A 24,786-nucleotide genomic window follows, 5' to 3' on the forward strand; every position below is an offset into this window, starting at 1 on the left:
CATGCTCTACCGTCTGGAAGCGGGGCCGAAGCCCGGCCTGGAGGACGTTCAGGGGCGCAAGGTGGCGGAGCGCATCCGCGCGGCCCTGGGCCTTGCCGTGGGCCAGGTGCGCCTCGTCAAGATCTTCACCGCCGACGGCCTTGACGAAGCCCAGGCGCGCCGCCTGCTCGAGGACGCGGTCTGGCATGACCCCATCCTCCAGCGCGCGGCCCTGGGCACGCTCCCGCCGCTCGCGCCCCTGCCGGACTGGTATGTGGAGGTCGGCTTCCGCCCCGGCGTCACGGACAACGAGGGGCGCACCGCGCGCGACACCGCCGCCATGGTGCTGGGCATCCCGCGCGAGAGCCTTGCCGTCTACACGGCGCTCCAGTACCGCATCCACAACGACGCGGCCGCGCCGCTCGACCGCGGGCAGGTGGAGACCATCGCCCGCGACCTGCTCTGCAATACGCTCATCCAGCGCTTCCGCATCAAGAGCGCCGCCGAGTGGGCCGCGGAGCCGGACTTCCCGCCGCAGGCCGCCCGCGTCACCGGCGAGGCGCGCGCCGAGGTGGCCGTGGTGCCGCTCTCCTCCATGAGCGACGCGGAACTTCTGGCCGCGAGCCGCGCCAACACCTGGGCGCTCAACCTTGACGAGCTCCACGCCATCCGCGACCACTTCGCCCGGCCCGACATCGCCGCCGCCCGCGCCAAGGCGGGACTCCCCGCAGACCCCACGGATGTGGAGATGGAGGCCCTGGCCCAGACCTGGTCCGAGCACTGCAAGCACAAGATCTTCGCCTCGGCCATCGACTATACGGACGAGGACACGGGCCGGCACGAGCAGGTGGACAACCTCTACAAGACCTGCATCCGCGACGCCACGGCCATCCTGCGCGAGCGCCGGGGTGACAGGGACTATTGCAAGTCCGTGTTCAAGGACAATGCCGGGGTCATCGCCTTCATCAACGGCTACGACGCCTGCATCAAGGTGGAGACGCACAACAGCCCCTCCGCGCTCGACCCTTACGGCGGCGCGCTCACGGGCATCGTGGGCGTCAACCGCGACCCCATGGGCACGGGCATGGGCGCGGAGCTCATCTGCAATACCGATGTTTTCTGCTTTGCGTCGCCCTTCTACGCCAAGGAGCTGCCGCCGCGCCTGCTGCACCCGCGCCGCGTGCTCGAGGGCGTGCGCGAGGGTGTGGAGCACGGCGGCAACAAGTCGGGCATCCCCACGGTCAACGGCTCCCTCGTCTTTGACGAGCGCTATCTCGGCAAGCCGCTGGTGTTTTGCGGCACCGTGGGCCTGCTGCCCACCGATGTCTGCGGGCGCCCGGGCTGGGAAAAGAATGCGGAGCCCGGCGACGCGGTGGTCATGGTGGGCGGGCGCATCGGCAAGGACGGCATCCACGGCGCCACCTTCTCCTCGGAAGAGCTGCACGAGGGCTCGCCGGCCACGGCCGTGCAGATCGGCGACCCCATCACCCAGCGCAAGATGTATGACTTCCTGCTCAAGGCGCGCGACAAGGGGCTGTACAACGCCATCACGGACAACGGCGCGGGCGGGCTCTCCTCCTCGGTGGGCGAAATGGCCGAGGACACGGGCGGCTGCGTGCTGCACATCGACCGCGCGCCGCTCAAGTATGACGGGCTGTTGCCGTGGGAGGTGCTGCTCTCCGAGGCGCAGGAGCGCATGACCCTGGCCGTGCCGCAGGCGAAGCTCGACGAGTTCCTCGAACTTGCGAAGCGCATGGACGTGGAGGCCACGGCGCTCGGCGAATTCACCGAATCCGGCGTGTTCGAGGTGCGCTACGCGGGGCGCACCGTGGCCCTGCTCGACATGGCCTTTCTCCATGACGGCGTGCCGCAGCTGCGCCTCGAGGCCGTGTGGAAGCGCCCGGCCTTCCCTGACATCCGCATGGAGGGCCCCGGGGGCGACGAGGGCGCCTTCCTCAAAAAGATGCTCGGGCGCCTCAATATCTGTTCCAAGGAATATATCATCCGCCAGTATGACCACGAGGTGCGCGGCGGCAGCGTCATCAAGCCCCTGGTGGGCGCGCTGCGCGACGGCCCGGGCGACGCGGCCGTGCTGCGGCCGCTGCTGGAGTCGGACGCGGGCCTCGTGCTGAGCCACGGCATCTGCCCCAAGTTCAGCGACTATGACACCTACTGGATGATGGCCAATGCCATGGATGAGGCCATCCGCAACGCCGTGGCCGTGGGCGGCGACCCGGACGCGCTGGCCGGCGTGGACAACTTCTGCTGGTGCGACCCGGTGTGGACCGAGGCCAATGCCGAGGGGCGCTACAAGCTCGCCCAGCTCGTGCGCGCCTGTTGGGCCTTGCGCCAGTTCTCGCTGGCGTTCGGGCTGCCCTGCATCTCCGGCAAGGACTCCATGAAGAACGACTACTTGGGGGGCGGCGAGCGCATCTCCATCCCGCCCACGGTGCTCTTCTCGGTCATCGGCGTCATCCGCAATGTCACGGCCGCGCAGACCTCGGACTTCAAGCGCGAGGGCGACTTCATCTACCTGCTCGGCGGCACCTGGCGCGAGATGGCGGGCAGCGAGGCCGCCTCGGAGCTCGGCCTTTCCGGCGGCCTCGTGCCCCGGGTGGACGCGGCGAGCGCCCTTGCCCGGTATCGCGGCCTCTCCGCGCTCATGGGCCAGCGCGCGCTCTCGGCCTGCCATGACTGCTCGGACGGCGGCCTCGCTGTGGCGCTCGCCGAAATGTGCATCGGCGGCCGCCTCGGCGCGGACATCGACCTCGACGCCGTGCCCGCCCTCGAGCCCATGAGCCGCTTCGAGCTGCTTTACAGCGAGAGCGCGAGCCGCCTTGTCGTGAGCGTGCGGCCCGACCTCGCGCCGCTGCTGGACGCCCTCGGCATGTGGCAGATATGCCGCCGCATCGGCACCGTGACAGGCACGGGCGCGCTCACCCTGCGCAGCGGCGACAGCACGGTGCTTACAGAAAAGGTGGATGACCTCGCCCGGGCCTTCAAGGCCACGCTGGACTGGTAGCGAGCGGAAAACGCCCCTCAAAAATGCAAAACTTCCCCGGGAATGACGCGGGCCGCGCCATTCCCGGGGGAGTTTTCAGTCATTACAGGTCTTTTCGGGGCATAGGGGCCGGTCGGGCGCCGTTCAGCTCCCGTAGCCCCCGGGGTGAGTCCTGTGCCACTCCCAGGCGGAGGCGATGATGGCCTCGATGTCGCGCGTGGGGCGCCAGCCCAGCTTGCTTTCGGCGAGCTCCGCCGAGGCCACGAGCCGGGCCGGGTCGCCGGCGCGGCGCGGCCCTTCGACCACGGGGATGGCGTGCCCGGTGACGCGGCGCGCGGCCTCGATCATCTCGCGCACGGAAAAGCCCTTGCCGTTGCCGAGATTGCATATCAGGCTCTCGCCGCCGCGCTCCAGATGCGCGAGGGCGCGCAGGTGCGCGTCCGCCAGGTCCATGACATCGATATAATCGCGCACGCAGGTGCCGTCGGGGGTGGGGTAGTCCGTGCCGAAGATGGAGATATGCGGGCGCCGCCCGAGCGGCACTTGGAGGATGAGCGGGATGAGGTGGCTCTCGGGCCGGTGATCCTCGCCGATGGCGCCCCCGGGCCACGCGCCGCCCACGTTGAAATACCGCAGGCTCACGAAGCGCATGCCGTGGGCCAGCGCGGCCCAGTGCATGATGCGCTCCATGATGCGCTTGCTCTCGCCATAAGGGTTGGTGGGGGCGAGCGGCGCGTCCTCGGGGATGGGCACCGCGTCCGGCTCTCCGTAGACCGCGGCGGAGGACGAAAAGACGATGCGCCTGACACCGTGGCGCTGCATGGCCTCTAAAAGGCGCTGCATGCCGAGGATATTGTTGTTGAAATAGTCGAGCGGCCGCTCCATGCTCTCGCCCACGAGGGAGCTTGCGGCAAAATGGAGCACCGCGTCTATGCGATGGGCGGCGAAGACCGCGTCCAGGGCGGCCGCGTCGCGGATGTCTAGCTCATGGAGCCGGGCCTGGGGCGCCACGGCGTCGCGGTGGCCGGTGAGGAAGTTGTCAGCCACCACCACGTCGCGCCCGACCGCGAGCAGCGCGCGGACATTGTGCGAGCCGATATAGCCCGCGCCCCCGCAGACGAGTACGGCCATGCCTCCCCCGCAAAAAAAGACGCCGCGCCGCAGCCCCGTGTGAGGCGCACGGCGCGGCGCGATTTTTGCCGTTAATCCAGCTGCGCGAGCAGCGCTTCGCGGATGGCGTCGATGCTGCCCTCGCCGTCCAGCACGATATACCTGGTCTTGCCGTCGCCCGCGAGGTCGCGGTAGAAGTAGGCGGCGGCCAGGGTGCCGTCCTTGGTGTCATAATAGATGTCGTGACGCTTGTTGATGGCGGCCTCGTCCTGGTCGTCATTGCGCAGCGTAAGCTCGCCGCCGCACACGCGGCACTTGTCGCCAGCGGGCTTGATGGCCTCGATATAGATATTGTTGGGGTGATTGTTGTTGTTCTTGCAGAGGCGGCGCCCCATGATGCGCTTTTTCGCGGTCTCGCGCGGCAGCTGGATCTCCACCACGTAGTCGAGCGGCATGCCTTCCTTCTGCAGGGCCTCCCAGAGCTTCCGCGCCTGCACCATGTTCCGCGGGAAGCCGTCGAGCAGCCAGCCCTTGCCGCCCTTGGTGCGCAGGGTCTCGAGCACCATGGGGATGGTGATGTCGTCGGGCACGAGGTCGCCGCGGTCGATATAGGCCTTGGCCTTCTTGCCGAGCTCGGTGCCGCCGCCGATATGTTCGCGGAAGATGGCGCCGGACTCGATGTGCGCCAGGTCATACTTCTGCTTGAGCAGTTCGCCCTGGGTACCCTTGCCGCTGCCGTTGGGGCCGAAAATGAGAATGTTCACCGGGATCTCCTCGGCAATAGTGTAGAGGCGAAACCGCATGCGCGGCTCCGCGGCGGAGCGCGGGGCCCTGGGAGCGGGCCTGCCTATCGCTTACGGCTAGCCTGAAAGAGGGGTTCTGTCAATGCCTTGCGCGCAGCGGGGCAGCAGTTGCGGGCGCCTCGGGGAGGGAGTTGGGACGACGCTGGCGCCCGGCGGAGCGCCATGCTACGTTGCCGCTCATGCACGACTGCCTCGACCTTGCCCTTGACGGCCTCGCCCACGATGGGCGCGGCATCGGCCACCTCAAGGATACCGACCGCCCCGGCGAGCGCGGGCTCACGGTCTTTGTGGCCGGGGGCCTGCCCGGACAAGTCGTGCGCTGCCGGGTGAAGGCCCGCAAGGCGCGCTTTCTGGAGGCGGAGCTCGTGGCGGTTCTGCGCCCGGCAGCGGATGCCGTGCCGCCGCTCTGCCCGCACGCGGCCGCGGGCACGAGCGCCCCGGGCTGCGGCGGCTGCCCGCTCCAGACCATGCCGTATGCCAGCCAGCTGGAATGGAAAACGCGGCTTGCGCGCGACGCCCTGACCCGCATCGGCGCCCTTGATGCGGGTGAGGTTGCTGCGGCGTGGGAACGCACCGTGCCCTCGCCCGCGCTCACTGGCTTCCGCAATCGCATGACCTTTGCCTTCGGCACAGGTGGGGCCGGCCTTGTGCTCGGCCAACGGAGCCGGGGCGGCCCTGATGTGGTGCCCACGCCCGACTGTGCCCTGCTGCCCCCCGGCGGCCGCGAACTTTTGGGAGCGGCGCAAGAGGCCGCGGCGCAAAGCGGGCTTCCTGCGTGGCGCGCCTCGGAGCGGCGCGGGCGGGGCAAGACCGGCGCGTGCGGCTTCTGGCGCTTTCTTACATTGCGCCAAGGTTGGCTGGCGGGCGAAACTGAGCCGCGCTGGTGGGCGCTTTGCCTGACGAGCCCCGGGAACCGGGCCGAACGCGCCGCCGTGCGCACTCTGGGGGAACGCCTGCTTGCCGTGGGGGGCGTGAGCCGCATGGGCGGCTTCATCCATGAAGAACGCAGCCGGGACGACGCGCTCGCCAGCGGGGAGCGCCGCGTCCTCTGCCTCGACTCCGGGGGTGCGGAAAACAGGGATGCCGCCATCCTGCACCTGCCCCTCGGGGCCCGCTCCTTCGCGCTGGATGCCGCCTCCTTCTTCCAGGTCAATACCGGCGCGGCCGAACTGCTCGCGCAGACAGTCATGAGCATGGCGCCCCAGTGCGGTCGCGGCCTGCTGGATGTCTATTGCGGCGTGGGCGCGCCCGGGCAGCTCATCGCCAGTGACTATATGACGGTTTTAGGCATGGAAAGCGACCGCCGCTGCGTTGCCCTCGCGGAGCGCAACGCAGCGGATGCGGGGCTGGACGGCTGGCGCTATCTCACTGGCGATGCCGGCGCGCTCCTCCAGCGGCTCGCCAGGGGGGCGCGGCTCCCGGCCCTCGACAAGGGCCACAAATTCCCCACATGGTATACGGCCCTGCTCGACCCGCCACGGGGCGGCCTTGCGCCGGCAGCGCTGGGCGCCCTCTTGCACCTCGCGCCGGAGCATATCCTGTACGTCTCCTGCAATCCGGCCACGCTGGCCCGTGATGCCGCCAAGCTCTCTTCGACCTATACCCTCAAGCGACTAACGGCGGTTGACCTTTTCCCACACACGCCCCACCTGGAATGCTGCAGCCTTTGGCGCCGCTGAATTTAAACGATCCGCGGAGAATCCCTATCACGGGGTTTTACTTGCCGGCGCTTAATTTTTCACGGTGCTCAACTTCCTACCCATTATTTACCACATATTTACCGTCGTACCTCCGCCCTCCCCTGTCACCCACATTTGTGATTCCCCCTCTGCCATCGCGGGCCCCACTTCCTCCTCCTCACCCTCAGTAAATTTACCCTTGACACCGCCCTCCACGGCGTATATGTTTACCTACACATGACGCGGGGTGGAGCAGTTCGGTAGCTCGTCGGGCTCATAACCCGAAGGTCGTAGGTTCAAATCCTGCCCCCGCAACCAATAAAATCAGGCACTTACGGTTTTCTAACCATAAGTGCCTTTTCATTTTTCTAACCTATTACTAACCACACACTAGTGTCTGAGTGCTGCAAAGCATGGAATCATGCGGTTTTTCGGATGCGGTGGGAAAAGCTCCAGAACAGGGGATCATGGTAGAATCCTGAAAAAATACCTGCTAACGGCCTCATCGGCCTCGCCAGTTCATGCCCCTCGGATGTCACCAACATTTTTCTAACCAGTTTTTCTACCCCCGGCTGCGAGACCCATGGCACGACTCAAAAGGGAACCCAGTATCGCACCTCCCAAAAAATATTGACATGCCATATCTGAAATTTTAAAATTATTACGGTTCACTATAAGAAGAAGTAAGCGTTTTTCCTGTTCTTTTAATCTGGGGAGGCTTGTGCAATGAAGTCCACAAAATTCCTGCTTCAAACAATTACTCTATTGTTGATCCTATTTTCGTCTACCATCTTCGCTGCCGAAACGGATTTCAATAAGCTCTTGGATGAAGCCAAAAGTGGAGATAGCGAAGCGCAGTATGAAATAGCCTTAAAATATTATAATGGTGAAGATACAAAAAAAGATTTAGTACAAGCCAGAGAATGGCTTGAGAAGGCTACATCGCAGGGAAATATTTATGCACAAATAATGTTAGGAGTTATGTATTTTATCGGTGAAGGTGGCAACAAAGATTATATTAAAGCAATAGATCTACTCTCAGATCCAGCGAATAAAGGGGACTCATTCGCTCAAGGTGCATTAGGTACTATCTATCTCCAAGAAGATTATAAAGATAAAGATTATAATAAGGCAAAAAAGTGGCTAGAAGAAGCGGCATCTCAAGAGAATCCAGAAGCTCAGTATAGGCTAGCTCTCATGTATGATACCGGGCTAGGCGTAGACAGAGACAGAAGTAAAGCTGTAGAATTCCTCGAAAAAGCTGTAGGCAAAAATCATCCAGCGGCCCAAGGATATTTAGGAGGGATATATTTATCTGATATCCGCGACGAAGGCAACCATAAAAAAGGGTTAAACCTGTTAGAAAAGGCTGCTGATCAAAATGATAGTAATGCACAATATTTATTAGGCGTAAATCACTACATAGGTATAATATTTGGAAAGAGAGATTATAAAAAAGCATTACAATATTTTCAACAGTCAGCATCACAAGGCCATCCGGCCTCTAAATCATTTTTAGGCGATATGTATACAAATGGCATTGGAGTTCGCCAAGATTACAAAAAAGGGATAGCATACTATAAGGAAGCAGCAGATTTGGGCGATAATTCGGCCCAATTCGCATTGGGGCTTATATACTATTATGGAAAAGGTACAAAAAAAGATATGTCAAAGCCAAGGAATATTTAAATAAATCTGCTAATCAAGGAAATCCCAATGCGAATGCAGCATTAGGATATATGTATCATGAGGGTATTGGCGTAAAAAAAGATTACAAAATAGCTAAGGTATTTTTTGAGAAAGCTGCCGAGAAACAAAACCCAGGCGCTTTCCTAGCACTTGGAGAAATGTATTATAATGGTCACGGAGTAAGACAAGACACAGCTAAGGCAAAAGAATATTACGGCCTAGCATGTGATAACGGCATACAAGAAGGTTGTGATAAATACGCAATTCTAAATAAATCTAAGAAGTAAAGTCATAAAATGTAGTTGTTCAGACTTGATCTGACAGTTTACTCCGTCTTGGAGATTCTCCCTGTCCGATTAGTTTAGACGTGCGACCATTTCATTCCAGAGCTTTTTCCCGTCAAGCAGGGTTTGCATGGGCGTTCTGCCGCAACACATCTTGCCTTGGTGGGTTCGTTCGGTGTTGTAGTACTCAAGCCATGGATCCAGGTCTGTCTGAAGTTCCTCAAAAGAGTGATATAATTTGCATCGGAAGGTAACCTGATAGAACCCGTGGAGGATAGTTTTGTGGAAGCGTTCGCAGATGCCATTGGTCTGCGATGTCGCGCCTTGGTTCGTGCATGTTCAATGCCGTTTACGCCGAGGTACAGCTGATAATCATGGGTTCCAAGTTTTCCGCAGTATTCCGTGCCGCGGTCTGTCAGGTTGCGGATGATCCCCATCCGCTGGTTGGCAAAGAAAGGCAATACCCGGTCATTCAGAAGATCGGCCCCGGTTATGGGCGTCTTGGTCGTGTAGAGTTCGGCAGCCGCCCACTTGGAGTAGGTATCCACAAAGGTTTGCTGGTAAATCTGGCCCACTCCCTTGATAGTGTCCACATAAAAGGTGTCCTGGCTGCCAAGATAGCCGGGATGGTGACTTTCGATCTCGCCACACGCCTCATCATCCTCCTTTTTGCGTTCCAGAGCCTGTACCTGGGCCTCGGTCAGGACTATGCCTTGGTCTGCCGACATCTTTTCCAACGCAGTCAGCCGCTGCTTCATGGACGAAAGGTTATGGCGCAGCCAGATGGAGCGCACACCTGAGGGTGAAACGAAGATACCCTGCTTTCGCAGTTCGTTGCTGGATCTGACTTGTCCGTGAGCAGGAAAGGCCGTGGCGAACTCGACCACCGCCTGCTCTGTCGCTCCTTCCACCCGGTTTTTCTTGGCTTTCTGCGACTGACTTCAAACAGGGCCTCAACGCCACCGGAATTTCTGGCTACCTGATACCGATAGAACGTATCCCTGGAAAACCCCATGATGCGACAAACCTTGGAGATATTGCCCAATTCCGCCGCCAGGGTGAGAAGTCCGGTCTTGTGCTTGATGACGCTTTGGTTAAAGCTTTCCATTGGGAACTCCGTGGGCATGGTGCCGGTTGATGGGATTGTTCACGTTTCCATCAAAACGGAGTTCCCCGTGCTTTTCAAGGGGCTATTGTCAGATTAAGTCGAACTAGCTCATATAAGGCATGGCAAAAATCCACGCCCGTTTCCCTGCTCTACCCCCTCCCCTCGAATGCCCAAGAACTTCGCGCTAGCCTTCTTGGTTCACGCAAATCGCCACCTAGACGGAAACGGTTTCGATTCCGCCACTCCATGCACGCTTGGGTTCCGGTCGCTCATGTTGCTCGGACCGACACGGCTCCCCGAGATCTTCGGGTATGTCTTCTGCCTTTCAAACCAATGCTTAAGGTCAGGTAAATTTTCGCGTGCGCTTCCTCTACAGAGCCTTCCCTGCTACAGAGCTTCCTCCCCCGGCGATCTCGCTCAATGATGGCTGATTGAAAGGAAATAGACGCAGTTTCGAAAAGCTGAACTGCACAGATCCCGGCGTTATTTGAAAGTACCGCTGATAGTACCGGATCCCTAGTGTTAGCCCGCTCCGCCTTGCGCTCAAGGTTCCACCCCCTGAAACCATGCGTCCGCTTGGAACCGTATCAGAAGTCCGTTCAGCATCTCCTTCACGCTCTGGCGGCCAACCTAGAATACATGCGCTCTATGCTGCCCCATCCACCTCAATGACCTAGACTTTTCTTTTATCCTGTTCTACGCATTCTCCATTTCGCAGTTCTCCTTGCAGATTTGGTGGTGGACAAACCAATCCAATCTATGCGGTGGGCTGTTTTCATTTTTAAATGTGCGAAACTTTCTGTACATTATCTCAAGTGGCAATAGACAAGAGACTTCACGAAGCACGCAACGCCATGCACTGCTTCAACAAATTAAAGCAAAACAACATTTTTACAGAGTAATCAAATAAGTGAAATGCAAACAGCAACATTATTACTGATAGGACTAAGAAGAAGCTGTGGGGGTAAGCTTTTTGAACTGCACTCCTGCGGCAAACGCCTGAAAGGCAAACTCCAGAGCCTGTGCGTCACAATTTCGGAATTTAAGGAAATAAAAAAGAGATTCCAAAAAAGGCCGAAGAACGGGATTATTGAATATATCAATTTTTTCATTTCCACCGCTCAGGAGTTGGATCACACGTAAAAAAATAAACTGTTCATTGCAAAAAGGGAAATTACTATCTGCTCCAATCACCTGTAGGGGCTTGCGCTTCAATAGCCAGAAGCTTTCATAGGCACAAATTTTTGTTTCATTTACTCTTGTTATGCCATGAAATTGTTTAATCCTAGCAATATCACTAAAATAGTCCATGATTGCATAACCTAGAACCACTCTGTTCAACACGACTTTTCCAGTCATATTTTCTTTACTGATGAATTCTTCGTAAATATTTGAGAGTAATTCATAGCGAGATTCGATAATCTCCTTGGTCACATATTTGAAGATATAATCATATGACTCGTAATGGATGCAGCTATTAGGCATATTCAGACCTGTACCGAGAAGTTGATGCTAGCTGTCTACTCAATACCAAAATTGGAGTATAAGCTAGAACGTTCGCAAAATTGTGCTTATTCTCCTTTGGATTAAACTTGTTGGCGGTATTCGTAATAAAACAAAAGGATATGACTCCCATGTTTAACATACCAACCAAAGTCTGAGTATCCACTTTATCAGAAGTAGGGACTATGCTGTGTCGAATTTTTCTAAAAACCCACCAACTTCGTGAAATTATAAAAATAGATATAGAGAATGATAGAATTGCCAAGATAAAAATCAACCCCATTCCATATTCTATATATTGCTCAGGCATCTGATTGCCTCCCAGCTACGGCAATGAACCCTATAAGATTTGTAAAGACAATACTTCCCAACCCTAGCAAATTGAAGTAAATTAAAAATGATTCTGATTTAAATGGATGCGCCAAACAAAAAGCATAGATGACACATATGACAACGTTCACTACCAACATGATTCGGACAAAGCCGCCACCCATATAGAGTGTGGAGCACACAAATGCTGAAGAAAGCGAGAGGCCGACACCCAGCACATTGTTATCACGAAGAACTGTGCAGAATAATTGGCCGCAGATTTTGAAAAACACAAGCCAAGATTCTGCCTGTATTTGCGTACGCACAACAGCATCGAAAAACAAGAAAAGAAATGGTGCGAAAGCAAGAAATCCACAAAGCAGCCACGGGGCTATCGTATGCGTAAAAGAGCCCCACTCCCATCTGGGAGTGCCTGATGTGCATTCTGAGTTGTGCATGACTTCTTGTATTTGAGCCTGAGAACTCATGGCAGGAAATAGTAATTTAGAGCATGGGCGATGTCAACACCTTTACAGCAAATTTCCCATAATCGGCTCCGGGGGAGGAGGCCACTCCTCGGCTGTCTGGCCTTTGCCCAGTATGTGTGCAACCCTACTGCCCGACTAAGAGCTACAAAAAGTCAAAACTCTCAACTGTGGTTGCCGGTATTTTTTTGTCACTTCTTGCAAATATTTTATGCCCTTTACTCTTCACTACGTTTGACCCCGCTAAATATCTTAGACCCTGTCGACATACTCCTCACTTGGAGCTTCACGAGTGGCCTGTCAGGTATTGTTTTGAAGTCACCATATCTGATGGTGGTATTCCTTGAACTTGATCCTCCGTTATTCTCGGCTGAGGCATCATTATTCTTGAGGGTTTCCGTGCACGATGATTTGCCGGTATGTACGGGGGGTGTGTCTGCGTCCTGGGACCCTGCATTGCGACAAGCTGCTTTGAGCGCGGAGCAATGGGAGCTGGGCTCCTGTCTTTTTGTCTTTCTGGTGTCCTTTTGCCGTCGGGCTTCGGCAAGGTACTTCGTGAGCGTTTGCGGTCTGACCTCTATGCCTTTCTCGGCCAGCTTGGCAATAATCTCCGGCAGCTCGAAGCCGCGCTTCTTCATCCGTTCCAGGGTAGGAGCCAGTGCGAAGATCGTCTGCTTGATGCTCAGTTCCCTGTTCCCTGAAAGGGCGACTTCGGGGCGAAGTTTGTCCAGTTCTTGTCGGATGCTTTTAACTTGCTCGACGGTGATGGCCATTTTTTCTTCTCCTGGGTTGTGCGGCGTATGCCACGATTTCTGCCTTTGGCTTTAAGCGCTCAAGCGGCACGCTTGCCCACGGCTTCACGCCAGTGAAGTATAGTGGGCTATATCTTGTTGCAACGCCAAGATTCCTCTCAGATGCCTCAGCGCATCCTCATGCCACGGGTCTGCTTTTGCCTTTCGGCCTCTTGTCGGATTTGCCGTTCATGCTCGGCCCGCGCACGGGACTCCAATGCCTTTTCCTCCATACGCTGAAGCTGAAATTCTTGAAAGCGGAGATGGTTGCCGGAGACCAGGATAAAATCCTGCATGTCCTTCATTTCTGTGGCAGCCTTTTCCTTGGCTTGCGCCATGCGCGTCTGGAGCTTTTTGTTCTCCGCTTCCAGCGCGGCAGTCATGGATTTCGCCATCCGCACGGCTGCCACCGCCTTATCGCGCTCCTGCAAGAGAGTCTGTGCCTGCCGGGCCCGCATGTCCCGCTGCCGGGCCACTTCGTCCTTATCTGCAAGAGCCATCTGATACTCAGCTAGTTTTTCCTGGGCAGCGGCGAGGACATCTTTGTAATTGAAGAAATTCGCGGCTGGTAATTGCGGGCCATTTTTCAAGGATTCCTCTGCCTCCAAGATACGCTTTCTCCAGATTTCATTTTCCTCAAACAGCGCGCGGCGCTCGTTCTGAGCGCGGTTCACCTCTTCCTGGAGGTCAAAAAGAATTGCCTCCAATCGGGCGGCATCCCGCCGCATGGAGGCCAGCATTTCATGCTGCTGTTTATATTCTCTGGTATCCAGATGCTTCTTGGCCGAACCCTTTAACTGCTCCATGCCACGCTCGATGAGGAAGCCACATTTTTGCAGACGCTTGGGTAATTCATCCTGCAATTTCTTCAGAGCGGTCTTGGTGTAAATATCCTTGGCGCAAAGCCTGCCGTCCTTTGTAATGGGCACATGCAGGAAGTGCATGTGCGGTGTTTTCTCGTCCATGTGAACCATCGCCGAGATGACATTTTCCTTGCCGACAAACTCCGTGAGATATGCGGCTGCCTCCTCAAAAAAGTGCTTGGTCTCGTCGGCGTTGAGCTTGTCAAAAAACTCCCTATCTGAGCTGACGACAAGGCCGCACATATGCACCGCATCCTTCCGCACGGCCTTGACCATGAGCAGGTCGTCGATGCGGTTTTGGATGGCCTGCGCATAGTTTTCCGAGGTTCCCTCATGGAGATCGTAATTTTGGATGCTTCGGGCATAGTCGATATCGGGGTTTGAATGGCTTTCGCGCTCGCGTCGATTATGCGACTGGATGCCGCGAACCGCGTCTTTTTTGAACTTGTCCATATGCAAAACGAGAAAAGACATATCCCCTTCTCCCGGTTTCTCTTCTGTGGTGACACTGGTGACAACGAGGACAGCCCGGTATCAGCAAGGCAATCGGGCGTCACCACTCAACTGCGGCACGATGACAACGGTGACATCCATAAAACCTCATCGCTGCTGGGTCGGCATCACTGTCACCGGCGGCACCGCTCACTCTGTCAAGGTTGTCGAAATGGTTTCGTCCTGTTCATCAGGCAAGCACACGATATAGACCCGCATCCGACCGAGGCCCGGAAGACGTTCCTGGGATTTCAGCCTGTTTTTGGCCGTTGTGCGCAGCCAGCCAGCTTCACGTAAAACGCGCACGGCCCTTCTTTCCTCATAGCCCTTGATAACTTCCGCGCGAAAACTTTCCGGCAAAAGCAAATACTCGGTCATGCCGTTGCGGGTGCGCCGAAACCCCACGCGGTTGACACAGGTGGAGATGGAAGAATCTAGGTCCTGGAACCGACTTGCCCCATGTTGTTCGATAAAGAGGCGCACAGCCGCGAGAATGGCCGCGTCTTCTGAAGCACCGATGCCGCCTCGTGTGGTCAGCCAGTCTCCGAAGCAGCGCTCGGCGCAGGAAGCTGCGTCAAAGTCAGCGGGGAGAATCCCCATTTCCACGGCGAGCGCCCCGGCCAGTCCGCAGAGCGCGAAGCGCTGCGCCACTCGGCGCACCTGCCCGTCCGCTCCAGGAGGCACCAGGCGCTCAACCGTGGCGGCAAGTTCAGGCAGCACTTCGGACACAAGCCTTTTCATGGTGCCGGGCTCAGTCAGGTTTTGCAGAAATACGCGGCCAGCATGACCATAATTGCTGGCGGCTATCTCCTTCAGGCGATTGACCACGGCCCCGGCATTGGACAGACCATGCAGCTCCGTGAGCATGGCCGTATCCACGGGCAGCCCCACAAAGCGCACCTCCTGGGCGCCTCTGGATTTCAGCCCGTTTTCCGCCAGCTTTTCGGAAAGCCCCAGCTCGCCGCTGGAGAGAAAGAGCAGCCGCCAGGAGTGGGATTTTCTGAGCGTGCCTTCGCGGCTGGAACGGCCCTTGCCCTGTCCGTTGGCCAGCATATAGGCGCACTCGGCCAGAACTTTGCCGTTGACCTGGCCCACTTCATCCAGAATGAGGACATTGTCATTGTGCAGGGCGGCGATGGTTTCAAGGCCATTGTCGGTGGCGCGCCAACTTCGGACATGTTCCGGGCTTCCCCACACCGATGCGGCTATTTGCAGGGCCGTCGTCTTGCCGGAGGAAGATCCGCCCTCAAAGCTGAAACCGCCGCCTTCAAGCCCGGCCAGCCGCAGGAGCGGCCCGGCAAAGGCCACGCAGAGGGCGAAGCTCAGGCGCGAGTTGCCCACTGCAAGCGCCGCGATTTCGCGCCAGACGTCCAAAGTTCCGGCGGTGCGGTACAGATCGCCATGATGCGCGGACTGGAGCACCACCTGTTCGCCAGAGTTCGCGCCATACACGGCATCCGGCAGGATATAGGCGGACATGTCCCAGCCGGTGCGCGGCACGCAGCGGATGCGCCTGGTCGGCCGGACTGAGGAGAAGAACTCCACGAGCTTTTTCCGGGCAAGGGGATTGCCGAGCCAGCCAGCCGAAACCAAGACGCTGAACCAGTCCGCCCCCTGGCGGAAAAGCAGTTCAATGGGCATGGCCCAGGTATGCTTCTTGCCGTCAGGGTCAGCCCATTCGAGCATGAGGCCCCATTCGTTACCATCGCTGTCGCGAGTCATGCCTTTTACCGCGAGCGGTGGCCCGATGCGGACTTCGCTCATCTCGCCGTCGGGCTTCGTATCCTGCTTGTACAGCCCGGCGCGTCGTCCTTCAGGTACAAGGAAGAATCCTTCGGGCATGGGACAGCCCACGTCTTCTTTACGCGCCGAGACGATGACAGCGCGCACGGCCTCAAGGGAACGCAGGCGGTGCAGGTCGTTGAAGTCCGTCGCCCGACCCTCATGCGAAGGACAGACAGCCAGCTTGCCGCCCACAGCCTGTGCTGCCCTGGACGCCGCATCTTTTCCCGGATTCCACGGCGCGCCGTCAGGCTTGACGGTTTCACAGTCATTATCCGCGCACAGCACCAGTTCTCTTTTCGGGTAGATGCGGCGCGCCATGCGCGCCACGGCCTCCAGATTCCCGGCATTGAAGGCAACCAGTACGGCGTCCCCTGTAGCCAGATGCAGGCTTGCGCCGGTGGCATAACCCTCTGCGATGAGCAATGGCCCGTCCCTTGCTCCGCTCTTTGCCGGAAGCGAATAATAGCCGCCGGACGTTTTGCCGCCCTTGAGGAAAAACTTGTCCGTGCCCTCTGCTGGCTTGTCGGGCAGGATAAATTGGAGGCTTGCAATACGCCCGGAGGGATCCAAGACCTGGACAATGAGCCGCCCATCCTTTGTCTGGCGCAAACCAAGCGCTGGCACCCCTTTCCGCTTCAGATACGGATGAGTGTCCTGCGCCACACCGGCACTGTTCCAGATACTGCCCGCCAGCTTTGCGGCAGCCTTCCAGCGGCGTTCCTGCTCCATCCTGGCGGCAGCGTTGGCAGCGGCGATCCGCTCCGCCAGGGCCTTGCGCTGTGCGGAGTTGAGGTCTTTTTCTCCCTTCGCCGACCACGTTCCTTCGTCCCCGGTGCGCCAATTTTTCCACCAGATGGACGGGGGAGCGTCGAGGAACGCCTTGTACGCGCCATCCTTGCGCCGGGGCCGCTCCGTGGTTCCGCAGCGATGCAGGAGGCCATCCGCCAGAACGGCCTCGACCTCCAGACCTGCCGCGCGCAGACACTCGGCAAAGTCTCGCAGGATGTCGGCGCTCATCCCTTTTTCCTCAGTTGCGGCGCGGAATCCCTGGTATGGACGCGGCGCGACGCGAACCATTCTTCCAAATCTTCGATGTCATACATGACGCGGCTGCCGAGCTTGGCATAGCGCGGGCCGACTTTTTTGCAGCGCCAGCGGGCCAGTGTACATGCCTTCACGCCGTACATGTCGGCGGCTTCCTGTGGGGAGAGCTTCTTGGTCGCCATCTGCATCTTCTCCTGTTCAGGCTTAAGTGTGTGAATCCATCCAGAACCATCTGGTGAGAACGCACCTTATGGCCAGGAGGAAACGCTGAACAGGAGGGGCCTTAGCTCTGGCAAAAGAAAACCTCCCCCTCTTAGCTCTAAGAAGGGGAGGTTAAAATTTCCTGTGGTTTTTTACAGAGTTATGCTTGCCACACACCCAAGACGGCAAACCTAAGCACGCTAGGTTTCTCGTCGTTCAGGGGTTTTGCACTGGCGCTCCGCCATGGTTGATATACTCCTTAGGCATCGCCTTGCGAAAAATCTCAACGTAATTTCCCGGCACGGTTTCAACGCCCAGCGCCTTGCCGATTTCCTTGTATTGACGCGTGATTTCATGCTTTGCGAGTGGATGCGTGAATTCCTTGGTGGCCTTGTTCGCCAAGGTGACAAGGATGTGCATATGTGCTTCCATCTGTTCAATTTCGCGTTTCAACTTTCCTTCTCTGCCAGATGCCGCAGTAAAGTTAGCCGAGGTCTCCCTGCATTTTTTCTTCAATTCCTCAATTTCTCTATTGAATTTTGCAACATCACAGCCTGGAGCTTCTCTGCTTTCGCTACACCAGCGCATCTGATTTTCTTCCACGATTTCAGAAATCTGGGTGGCATCGCAGCAATATTCCGGCGAGCCGAGCGCGAAAAATTTATTGAAGCCAAGGAGCATGGGAGAAAGAAAGTTTGAGACCTCGCGGCACTGCACATCGTCTTTTCCGCCGGCAGGGATTTCCTCAGGGCTCTTGAACACCCGGATATGATAATGCCGGAGTGCTTCAAGCTGTTCCCGGTTCGTGGCGGCATGGAGCCTGTCCACCGCTTCCTTCAAGCGGATTGCGTGGGGCACACAATGTTTGCGCCATCTCCCCACAAACAGCGCGCATAAAGCGCAAATACCCCACACCAGGCCAGCGCCCACCACAGCGCACCAGAGCAAAACCAGCGCCAACCCACTAAGGGAAATCCCCTGGCTCAGTTTGATGACGGCAAACATGGCCGTCAGCCAGGCCACGAGAAAGGCGAGGCAACATCCAAGCGCAGCTATCAGCAGAAATCCGCCAATCGGGCCTTTGGGAACAAATTTCATGAGATAAGCTCCCATTTTCCGCCCTTGCTGGGGCCGGTACGCCGCAGGATACCCTTTTTCTTGAGCGTGGTTATTCTGGCAAGAACCGTGCGCCGGCTAACGTTCAGAGCATCGGCCAGCTCTGCCGTGGTTATGCGCGGATTGGCGATAATGCGCTCAAGGAGCGCAGAAAGTTCTGGTGCAATTTCCGGTGCAATTTCTGGTGCAATTTCTGGTGCAAAATCGGGTGGGTTTGCACCCAAAAACCTCCGTTTCTGGTGCAAATTCGGTGTTTCTGGTGCAATTTCCGGTGCAACAGCTCCGGCTCCTTCTGCCGACCGCCGCGTCCTGCGCACAATGGCCTTGAATAGCGAGCCCTCCCGATCATCTTCAAAATCAATGTCCGGCCATGCCTCAAGAGCGCGCACGATGCCGGAACCGATGCCGTGATAGGGCAAAAGCCCCTTGGCCGCGTAGGAAATCAGGATGGGATTGCGGATATGGGAATTGCCTGTTTTGATGTTGGCAATGGTCAGGTTGTTCGGGAGCGTGCCGGGGCTGACGATTTCCACGCGGTCATCAAAGATGAAAATCCGAATGGGCGCACTGACAAGATAATCCCGATGCACGAGGGCATTGACCAGCAGCTCCTCAAAAACCCGCTCCGGTATTTCCGGTGTACCTGGCGCATTGACGCCATTATCGGCCTGTACCTTATGCAAATTCCGCATGACAAAGGCCAGGGCGTCCTTGAAAAGCCTGCTCAGGGGGCCTTCAAAATCTTCACTGTCGTCATAGCGGTCAGCGTGAATGGCGAGCCCCGGAAAGCGCACTCCTTTTGCCACGAATTGTGGGTACACCCGCTCAGGCTGCTCGGCAAAGAGCAGCACCCCCGCCAAGTTGAGATTGCCATCGCTGGCCGCCAGATTGAGATTTTGCAACAGGCGCAACTGCTCAGCGTGCGTATCCGGGAACTCGCTCCCGTAGCGCTTTTTCAGGAAGTCCCGGAACAGGAGCTTGTCCAGCTTGTCAATCGATGCCTTGCTGGGCAATTCATCGGCATGAAACTGGCTCGTGTACTGGAAAAGCCGCCGCAATTCCTCCTTTGAATTGATGCGCCGCTTGTCTGCGCCCGCTTTCAGCCAGATGACGCCCTTCTTGTCAAAATAGGGCTTGTCAAGCCCGGCGGGCACGGTCAGGGCAATCACCACATTGCCGTCCTCGAGAAGGATATTCTGGGTCTGGACATTCAGCGGGCTGCGCACATGCTGGCTCGCGGCGTTGCTGATAAGCTGGTTCGTCGCCGGCACTTCTGTACCCGGGATGCCGGAAATGCTGCCATCATCCTCCACCCCGATGAAGATGACCCCGCCACTGGCATTGGCAAAGGCTGCCATTTCCGCCGCCAGAGCATCCACGTTTGTAATTTTGGACTTGAACTGGCGGGTGCTGTCTTCGCCCGCGGCTGCTTCGGCCCTGAGTCTCTGAAGCGTGAAGGCCATACTTGGCTCCTTATTCCTGTGCCTTGTGTACATGATACCCGGAAGAGTCGCAAAACTTACCGTTTGGCGGAAAGGATGGCTGCCGCCGCGTTGCTGGCAGCCGCCAGTGTCTCCGGCAGAAACTGGGCATATTTTTTTCTGGTGAAGTCCACATTCTTGTGCGTCAGCATTTCGGAGATCATGTCCATGCTGAATTGCCCGCTGTTGGCGAGGCTGACGGCAAAATGGTGGCGCAGGCCGTGGAAGGGACGAAACTTCGGCGGCAACCCGGCCTGTTTGCGAAAGCGGTCAACGGCGGAGCAGTCCTTGCGCATGTCGCCGTCCTTGCCGGGGAAGAGAAAGGGACTGCCGGGGAAGCTTTCATTGCGCCACTCCATCTGCCCGCGCAGCAGATCCTCCACAAGAGCGCTCATGCCGATGGAGAGGGTCTTTCTGCCCTTGGGGTCACGCAGGCGAATGAGCTTGAGGTCGAACGCCACATCTTCATCGCGCAGCTTGAAAATCTCTCCCCGCCGCATCCCGGTGAAAAATGCCAGCAGCAGCATGTTGCCCACGTCCCGGGCCGGCCATGTGCGCGCGGTATCCAGAAATGCGCGGGTTTCTTCCGGCGTCAGATGCTCGATGACTTCGTTGTCCTTGATCGGCATTTCGATCTGAAAGCGCAGCGCGGGGCAACGGTTCGTCTTAAGACCGAAATTGATGATCCGTCGCAAAAGCTCCAGGGCATTCCAGAGCGTGGCAGCCTTGCGCTCACTCAGGGACATCCGAAGTTCCTCCACCATTTGCGGAGTGATTTCCGAAACGCTGCGCTTGCCGAACAAGGGCTTGAGGTGCTTGAGATAGCGGTTCCTGTCCGTGGTCAGCCCCTTGAGCGTCGGCCCCTTGATGTCAAAATAGGCATCCGCGATTTCGGCAAAGGGCTTGTCCCTTTCCGCCTGTTCCCGACGGATTTCTCTGGCGGTTTTGACTTCCTCGCCATGCCGGATGGCCTTTATCCGCTCGGCCCGAATCTCGGCCGCCACGTCAGGTCCGTAGCCCTCGGAGGTCTTGCCTACCTTTTCCCAAATCAGTCGACGCCCCGATTTAAAGGTGATATAGAAGCAAAGGTCGGGAGAACCGTTAAAAATATCCGACGTTTCATACACATAAACGCCAGCCCATTTCTTGGGGTGGTAGCGCCTTTTTTGCGTAGCCATAAGCTGCCTTGGACTGTGAGTGTGGAGTGTGAAAACGCGTGTTGAGCGGCAAGATTTTTCTAACCTATTTCTAACCACACCGTCAATTTCTAACCATTTCCGTCAATGTGGGTCGAAAAATGAATTTTGATAATTTATTGAAATTGCAAACAATTCAAAACAAATCAATCTGCGTCAAAGCCCGTCAAATCTCTTTTAAAAGGGCTCATAACCCGAAGGTCGTAGGTTCAAATCCTGCCCCCGCAACCAATAAAATCAAGGGCTTACGATGAAAATCGTAAGCCCTTTTGCATAGGCGGGATTTGTTCCCACCACTATTCCCACCACTTTTTTTCAAGTCCACTTCTGGGGTATCATCGCAAAAAGTAAAAAACGCGGCGGGAAAAGTTGCCAAATTTCTTCCGCCAGCGCGCGTGATGCCCGCTGCCATTAAAGCTGCGGCTTTCGGTAGGCCGGATGTAACGCGAAAAGCAATTTGAAAAAAAACGAAACGCAATTTGAAAAATTTTTCGCGGGCCTTGGCGGGCATTGGCACGAATTTTGACGCGAAAAAAATCCGGGCTTGCGCGTGAAGCGTCAGGGCATTAAAACTCAGGCCCATGAGCGCCACGGAACCGCCCAAGGTCAGGCTTGATGACCTGGTAATACCTCACCCCGAAAAAACCTTTTTTGTGCGCGCTGCTGGCGAGTCCATGCTTGGCGCCGGCATCATGCCCGGAGACCTCCTGCTGGTGGAGAGGGCCGAGGACGCGCCCTCGGGGAAGATCGTCATCGCTGCCCTGGACGGCGAGGTCACGGTCAAGCGCCTCTATCGTGGCCGCGGCCGCGTGTTGCTGCGCCCGGAGAATCCCGCCTACCAGGACATCAACATCACAGGGCGCGACGACGCCCGCATTGTGGGTATCGTCATCGCCGCCCTGCATGCCTGCTAGTCCTCGCCCGGCCCTGCCGTAAGCCCGGCAAGCCGCTCCCGGCTTATGGCGTAATACTCGGGCGAAAGCTCGATGCCCATGTAGCTGCGCCCCGTGGCCACGCACGCCTCGCCCACGGAAGCGGCGCCCATGAAGGGGTCAAGCACTGTGGCGCCCGGCTTGGTCACGGCCAGCAAGTCCTCCAGCAGGGGCACAGGCTTGCCGGCCAGGTGCAGCTTGCGGGCGTGGTTGAGGACGTGCGAATACATGCCCGGCAGGCACGCTTGCGAGGGCGCGTCAAGGCGCCCCTTGCTGGCGAAAAGGATGTACTCGCATTGAGGCCGGAAGCGGCCCGGCATGGGCCGGCCCACGCGCTTGCCCCATACCACTATGCCCCGCCAGATCCATCCGGCGCCCTGGAGGGCGTCAGACAGCGCCGGAAGCTGCCGCCAGTCCGTAAACACCATGAGCGGCGCGCCGTCACGGCACAGGCGCCAGCACTCGGAAAGCCAGAACGTACACCAGCGCGCCCAGCTATGTTGATCCTTGACATCGCCGAGCATGGCCGGGAACGGCCGCTTGTAGCCGGTGCTACGGTATTTCTGGGCCGGCTCGCCCTGGCGCTCGCCCAGGGTAAGACCACCACTGGAATAGGGCGGATCAGTCAGCACGGCATCAACACAGCCCGCGGGCAGTCCGGCCAGCACGGCCAGGGCGTCCCCCTGGTAGAGCGCCACAGGCCCGGAAGAGAAAATCTCCACCATATTAAAAGGCTCCACGGGCCGTCTGGCGGCTCGGCGTTGGGGCTCGAGGCCCGCAGGGATTGTGGGGGCGGCGCTAGGCGCCCGGCTTGGGATAGGGCTGCACGGGCAGGCGCAGGCGCCGCCGCCAGTCGGACTTAAGGAAGCGAATGTAGCGGAATTGACGCCACCGCACCTCCTGGGCGCGGTGAATATTGGCGCGCAGGTATGCCGAACGCCCCCCTCGGCCGCGGGCTGTGGCGGCAATCATGTGGTAGATCTCGCCGTCCAGCAGGTAAAAGGTGGTGAGATGGGCGCCCAGGTAGAGGAAGCTGCACGCCTGGTACACCACGCCCAGGCCCTTGCAACGCTCGTCCGAAAAGGACTGTACCCACGCCACGCCCGGGCAGGCCCGGCGTATGTATTTAAGGGCGTAGCTTATGGCGCGGCTCTCGGTGTTGCGCGGCGCGTCGTCCGAAAGCCACATGCGGTTGAGCTCCAGGTATTGCCCCTGCACCGTGCCCGCGACGACCTTGCCGGCGCGGGCGGGCTGGAGCGCGTAGCCCCATTGCAGCACGCCCTCAAAGGCGCCCTCGCGGAAGACGCCCAGGTGGATATAACTGTTGTTGACTATGCTGTGGCTGTAGTGGTGGCGCACTATAACCTCACGCGCCAGGCGCCCGGGGATCTGCGCCACGTACAAGGCGGCGCTGCCAAAGCCTTGCGGCCCTGTGGCGCCCATGAGATAGCCCGGGGCGCCCCCGGCGGGCGGCAAATACGCGCTCAAGGCCGGGGGATGGTAAGGCTTGCGTTGTGCGGGCATGGAACCTCCCGAAGAGGCTCCCGGCCTGCGCGGCAGGGGCTCGCGGCCCTCAAGAGTTAGACTAGCCGGCTTTCGCGGGCTCGGCGGGCCTGGACGGCACGGCCCGCAAGGTGTTGTACGCCCCGCAACGTGGGCACTTGTGGACAATGTGGGCGTCACGCGCCCAGCCCCGGGCCAGCAGCTTGTTGCACTGGCCGCACCTGATCTCTCTGTCTCTTGGCTCCATGGCGTGCCTGGGAGTTGCGCCCCAATGAGCGGCCCGCTAGACTGCTTGCGCCCCCTGCAAAGGGCAAACAGCAGGCGGATACCTTGCGGACGTGACACAGCCGTCCGTGGGGCCGTGGCGGCCCGCCCCAGCGGGCCGTCGGTGGGGGCGTTGCCGCGCCCCCGCCACTGCCAAAGATTCCTCAAAGCCCTCTGCGATTTTCAAAGAACCGGGTCAGCGGCGTGTAAATCCGCAGCACGGGCAGACCCGCATGAGCCGCCCCGCCATCAGCACCAGGCGCAAGGTGTGGCCGCAAACGGGGCACTCGCGCCCCGGGAAGGCGTGCACGCCGCCCCGCATATCAGGCCTCCTGCGCCTTTTTCACAGTGGGCTCCTCGGGCCAGGGCGTGAGCTCGCCGCCGCCGTCCCAAGGCGCCCCCGGCTGGTGGTTCAGCTCCCGGATAGCCTTGCGATAGCTGAACATCGCCGCTCGGTCTGTATCACTAAGAGGATAGTCCGGCTGCACCAGCTTGTCGGTCTCGGTAAGTTTGGCCGCGCAGGCCTGTTGAAGCAGACTGAAGCGCTCAGCCTCGGTATCCGGGTCCGCAAGCCATGCCACCCGCGCTTCCGCCGCCTTCTCCGCGCGGATTTCCAGCCACGCCGCTTCGGAAATCATCCCCTCGGCGAGCTTCGCTTCCGCGTCCTCTTCGCGCCAGACCGAGCCCTGCCCGGTTTCGGGGTCGTAGAGGTTGACGGTCACGGGAGCGGCCGCTACGCGGGGTGCCATCCGCCGGGCCGCAAACGTGGCAGGCGCGGGAGCTTGCCCATTGTCCTTGGCGCGGTTCCAGAAACGAAGGCGCACGGCGCCCTGGGCGCCCTTGGCGGCGTACGATACTCCATCGTTCCACCACGCGCACCCGCCAGCTCCAAAAAACGTCCCTGCATTCGCGGCGGTCGACCCAAGGCTCACGCCACCACCAAGACCGGCGCCAGGTGTGTGGTAAGAACCTGCTGTCCGATTTAGTACCGGGACTTCAGCGGAGCGAAAAGCTGTTTGGCTGTTGTGCATGTCAGTTTCTGGCACTTCCCCCGGGTAGGTTGGCGTCATGTCCTCGAACACGCCCGGAGCGAAAGTCGTCTGGCCGCCTGCGGTGTTGACGCCAGACCCGGGACTCGTGATGGGATTGCCGCCGGCGCCCACAGTGA

At 58.6% G+C, this 24,786-nt stretch carries 20 protein-coding genes, 1 tRNA gene and 1 pseudogene; 6 read left to right on the forward strand and 16 right to left on the reverse strand.

The genetic code is table 11. From position 1 onward, the window contains the following. Position 1: 1 nt before the first annotated feature. Entirely contained in the window at positions 2–3,001 is a 3,000-nt protein-coding gene (locus HDR50_RS03120; RefSeq protein WP_291355835.1) for an AIR synthase-related protein, read from the forward strand. Between the two features lie 123 nt (positions 3,002–3,124). Here the strand turns inward: HDR50_RS03120 and galE are convergent, their stop codons facing one another. Further along, positions 3,125–4,111, reverse strand: a complete 987-nt coding sequence (gene galE, locus HDR50_RS03125) for a UDP-glucose 4-epimerase GalE (RefSeq protein ID WP_291355837.1) — start codon at positions 4,109–4,111, stop codon at positions 3,125–3,127. Positions 4,112–4,182: 71 nt separating this feature from the next. Next, the gene (locus HDR50_RS03130) at positions 4,183–4,854 is read right to left on the reverse strand and encodes an adenylate kinase (RefSeq protein ID WP_291355866.1); all 672 of its coding nucleotides are present in this window, start codon (positions 4,852–4,854) and stop codon (positions 4,183–4,185) included. 170 nt (positions 4,855–5,024) lie between these two features. On the opposite strand from HDR50_RS03130, the gene HDR50_RS03135 reads away from it, so the two are divergent. The 4 genes from HDR50_RS03135 to HDR50_RS03150 all read left to right on the forward strand — a co-directional run bounded on the left by HDR50_RS03135 (position 5,025) and on the right by HDR50_RS03150 (position 8,548). Continuing rightward, positions 5,025–6,572, forward strand: a complete 1,548-nt coding sequence (locus tag HDR50_RS03135; protein WP_291355839.1) for a TRAM domain-containing protein — start codon at positions 5,025–5,027, stop codon at positions 6,570–6,572. 241 nt (positions 6,573–6,813) lie between these two features. Next, positions 6,814–6,890 (forward strand) — tRNA-Met (locus HDR50_RS03140). 408 nt (positions 6,891–7,298) lie between these two features. Beyond that, complete coding sequence (locus tag HDR50_RS03145) at positions 7,299–8,261, forward strand: tetratricopeptide repeat protein (protein ID WP_291355841.1); 963 nt, start codon at positions 7,299–7,301, stop codon at positions 8,259–8,261. Continuing rightward, positions 8,207–8,548 (forward strand): tetratricopeptide repeat protein, encoded by a 342-nt coding sequence (locus HDR50_RS03150; RefSeq protein ID WP_291355869.1) that lies wholly within the window; start codon positions 8,207–8,209, stop codon positions 8,546–8,548. The genes HDR50_RS03145 and HDR50_RS03150 overlap by 55 nt, the downstream gene beginning before the upstream one ends. Before the next feature lie 69 nt (positions 8,549–8,617). Here the strand turns inward: HDR50_RS03150 and HDR50_RS03155 are convergent. The 10 genes and pseudogenes from HDR50_RS03155 to HDR50_RS03200 form a co-directional block, all read right to left on the reverse strand. After that, positions 8,618–9,653, reverse strand: a pseudogene (locus tag HDR50_RS03155) (IS481 family transposase). Between the two features lie 945 nt (positions 9,654–10,598). Continuing rightward, positions 10,599–11,087 carry a hypothetical protein gene (locus HDR50_RS03160; protein ID WP_291355843.1) on the reverse strand — a complete coding sequence of 163 codons (489 nt, stop codon included), beginning with the start codon at positions 11,085–11,087 and terminating at the stop codon, positions 10,599–10,601. A gap of 1,081 nt (positions 11,088–12,168) precedes the next feature. After that, positions 12,169–12,723, reverse strand: coding sequence for a hypothetical protein (locus tag HDR50_RS03165; RefSeq protein ID WP_291355845.1), 555 nt, complete (start codon positions 12,721–12,723; stop codon positions 12,169–12,171). 146 nt (positions 12,724–12,869) lie between these two features. Beyond that, entirely contained in the window at positions 12,870–14,078 is a 1,209-nt protein-coding gene (gene mobV / locus HDR50_RS03170; RefSeq protein WP_291355847.1) for a MobV family relaxase, read from the reverse strand. Between the two features lie 168 nt (positions 14,079–14,246). Next, positions 14,247–16,898: a DUF927 domain-containing protein gene (locus HDR50_RS03175; RefSeq protein WP_291355848.1), complete on the reverse strand. Its 2,652-nt coding sequence runs from the start codon at positions 16,896–16,898 to the stop codon at positions 14,247–14,249. Next, a complete protein-coding gene (locus tag HDR50_RS03180) occupies positions 16,895–17,107 on the reverse strand; it encodes a helix-turn-helix domain-containing protein (protein ID WP_291355849.1) in 213 nt (70 codons plus the stop codon). The genes HDR50_RS03175 and HDR50_RS03180 overlap by 4 nt, the downstream gene beginning before the upstream one ends. 235 nt (positions 17,108–17,342) lie before the next feature. Further along, the gene (locus HDR50_RS03185) at positions 17,343–18,224 is read right to left on the reverse strand and encodes a hypothetical protein (RefSeq protein ID WP_291355850.1); all 882 of its coding nucleotides are present in this window, start codon (positions 18,222–18,224) and stop codon (positions 17,343–17,345) included. Next, on the reverse strand, positions 18,221–19,705 hold the full coding sequence (locus tag HDR50_RS03190; RefSeq protein WP_291355851.1) for an RNA-binding domain-containing protein: 1,485 nt from the start codon (positions 19,703–19,705) through the stop codon (positions 18,221–18,223). Before HDR50_RS03190 ends, HDR50_RS03185 begins: the two co-directional genes overlap by 4 nt. 56 nt (positions 19,706–19,761) lie before the next feature. Continuing rightward, positions 19,762–20,901 carry a site-specific integrase gene (locus tag HDR50_RS03195; RefSeq protein ID WP_291355853.1) on the reverse strand — a complete coding sequence of 380 codons (1,140 nt, stop codon included), beginning with the start codon at positions 20,899–20,901 and terminating at the stop codon, positions 19,762–19,764. A 205-nt stretch (positions 20,902–21,106) separates the two neighbouring features. Further along, a complete protein-coding gene (locus HDR50_RS03200; protein ID WP_291355855.1) occupies positions 21,107–21,511 on the reverse strand; it encodes a hypothetical protein in 405 nt (134 codons plus the stop codon). On the opposite strand from HDR50_RS03200, the gene HDR50_RS03205 reads away from it, so the two are divergent. Next, positions 21,501–21,833 carry a S24 family peptidase gene (locus tag HDR50_RS03205; protein WP_291355857.1) on the forward strand — a complete coding sequence of 111 codons (333 nt, stop codon included), beginning with the start codon at positions 21,501–21,503 and terminating at the stop codon, positions 21,831–21,833. The genes HDR50_RS03200 and HDR50_RS03205 overlap by 11 nt on opposite strands. Here HDR50_RS03205 and HDR50_RS03210 read toward each other — a convergent pair. From HDR50_RS03210 to HDR50_RS03225, 4 genes are all read right to left on the reverse strand, one after another. After that, a complete protein-coding gene (locus HDR50_RS03210; protein WP_291355859.1) occupies positions 21,830–22,576 on the reverse strand; it encodes a DNA methyltransferase in 747 nt (248 codons plus the stop codon). The genes HDR50_RS03205 and HDR50_RS03210 overlap by 4 nt on opposite strands. Positions 22,577–22,649: 73 nt before the next feature. Then, on the reverse strand, positions 22,650–23,375 hold the full coding sequence (locus tag HDR50_RS03215; protein WP_291355860.1) for a hypothetical protein: 726 nt from the start codon (positions 23,373–23,375) through the stop codon (positions 22,650–22,652). Between the two features lie 61 nt (positions 23,376–23,436). Next, positions 23,437–23,601: a Com family DNA-binding transcriptional regulator gene (locus HDR50_RS03220; RefSeq protein WP_291355861.1), complete on the reverse strand. Its 165-nt coding sequence runs from the start codon at positions 23,599–23,601 to the stop codon at positions 23,437–23,439. 340 nt (positions 23,602–23,941) lie between these two features. Next, the gene (locus tag HDR50_RS03225; protein WP_291355863.1) at positions 23,942–24,367 is read right to left on the reverse strand and encodes a phage tail assembly chaperone; all 426 of its coding nucleotides are present in this window, start codon (positions 24,365–24,367) and stop codon (positions 23,942–23,944) included. Between the last annotated feature and the right edge of the window lie 419 nt (positions 24,368–24,786).

Origin of the sequence: Desulfovibrio sp., from assembly GCF_014803725.1 — a bacterium.
GTDB lineage: Bacteria > Desulfobacterota > Desulfovibrionia > Desulfovibrionales > Desulfovibrionaceae > Desulfovibrio.